This is a genomic window from Hydrogenophaga defluvii, assembly GCF_042665235.1.
GTDB lineage: Bacteria > Pseudomonadota > Gammaproteobacteria > Burkholderiales > Burkholderiaceae_C > Hydrogenophaga > Hydrogenophaga defluvii_A.
Window position 1 is genome coordinate 1 of the sequence record NZ_JBHTBZ010000060.1, and the last position, 1,648, is coordinate 1,648.

Sequence of the window (1,648 nt, forward strand, 5' to 3'; positions counted from 1 at the left end):
CCTTGGCATGTGGCAGGTGGTCAGCCGCTTCGTGTTCTCGCAGCCCTCCACCTGGACGGAAGAGTCCATGCGCCGCCTGCTGATCTGGATGGTCATGCTGGGCGTTGTCGCCGCTTTCCGCCAAGGCGCCCTGGTCTCGGTCGATCTGATGCTGCGCCTGTCCAAGGGCGCCTGGCGCAACACCGTGCGCACCATCATCACCAGCGTCAACCTCGCCTTCCTCAGCGTGGTGCTGTACTTCGGCATTGACCTCGTCTGGCGCGTGCGCTTTCAGACCTTCGCCAGCATGGAACTCTCCATGGGCTGGGGCTATGCCGCGCTGCCCGTGGGCGCTTTCCTGGGCCTGGTGGCCGTCATCGCCCACCACCTCGACCCACACGACGACGAGTTGAGCACCGCGCAGTAACCCAGAACAACAAGAACACGGAAGCCACACCATGTCCCTCACCCTGCTCATCACCATGCTGCTGGGCTTTGCCTTCAGCATCTCCATCGCCGTCTCCATCGGCGGCTCGGCCATCCTGGGCCTGACCCTCTTCGACAGCGACAAGCTGATCCTGGTCCCCAAGGAGATGTTCACCGCCATCGACAAGTTTCCGCTGGCCGCCATCCCCTTCTTCATCCTCGCGGGCAACCTGATGGAGACCGGCGGCATCTCGCGCCGCCTGGTCAACTTTGCCAAGAGCCTGGTGGGTGGCGTGCAGGGTGGCCTGCCCATGACCTGCGTGCTCACCTGCATGATCTTCGCGGCCGTCTCCGGCTCCAGCGTGGCCACCACCTTCGCCATCGGCTCCATCCTCATCCCGGCCCTCATCAAACACGGCTACCCGGTGGGCTACGCCGCCTCGCTGCAGGCCACCTCGGCCGAGCTGGGCGTGATCATCCCGCCCTCCATCCCCATGATTTTGTTCGGCGTGGCCGCTGAAGTCTCGATTGGCGAGCTGTTCATTGCCGGTGTGGTGCCGGGCCTGCTCATCGGCGGGGTTCTCATGCTGTTCGTTCACCTGTACTGCCGCTTCAAGGGCCTGGGCAAAAACGACGGCGATGGGCGCCTGTCGGTGGGCAAGGCCACGGTGGAAGCGGGCTGGGCACTCTTGATGCCGGTCATCATCCTGGGCGGCATCTACGGCGGCGTGTTCACGCCCACCGAGGCCTCGGTCGTGGCGGTGTTTTATGCGCTCATCGTGGGTTTGGTCATCCACCGCGAGTTGGAGTTCAAGCACCTGGTGGCGGTGTTCAAGAAGTCGGTGCTCTCCAGCGCGGTCATCATGTTCATCATCGCCAACGCGGGCTTGTTCGCCTTCCTGATCACGCGCGCGGGCATCCCGGAGGCCATTGGCATCTGGCTCAAGGAGGTGCTGGACTCGCCGGCCTACTTCCTGCTGGGTGTGAACGCGGCGCTGTTTGTCATCGGCATGTTCATCGAGACCTCGGCGGCCATCATCGTGCTGGCCCCCATCCTGGTGCCGGTGGCGGTGTTCTTCGGCATCGACCCGGTGCACTTCGGCATGATCATGGTGGTCAACCTGGCCATGGGCATGATCACGCCGCCGTTTGGGGTGAACCTGTTTGCCGCGTGCACGGTGGCCAAGATTTCGCTGGACCGCATCGTGGGCCACCTGCTGCCGTTTGTGCTGGTCATCATGGG

2 protein-coding genes are annotated in these 1,648 nt (G+C 63.9%); both read left to right on the top strand.

What is annotated here, in order from left to right; translation table 11 throughout:
• A partial coding sequence (locus ACFQU0_RS17795) for a TRAP transporter small permease (protein WP_382203070.1) occupies positions 1 to 406 on the top strand: 406 nt, incomplete at its 5' end.
• Between the two features lie 31 nt (positions 407 to 437).
• A partial coding sequence (locus ACFQU0_RS17800) for a TRAP transporter large permease (protein ID WP_382203071.1) occupies positions 438 to 1,648 on the top strand: 1,211 nt, incomplete at its 3' end.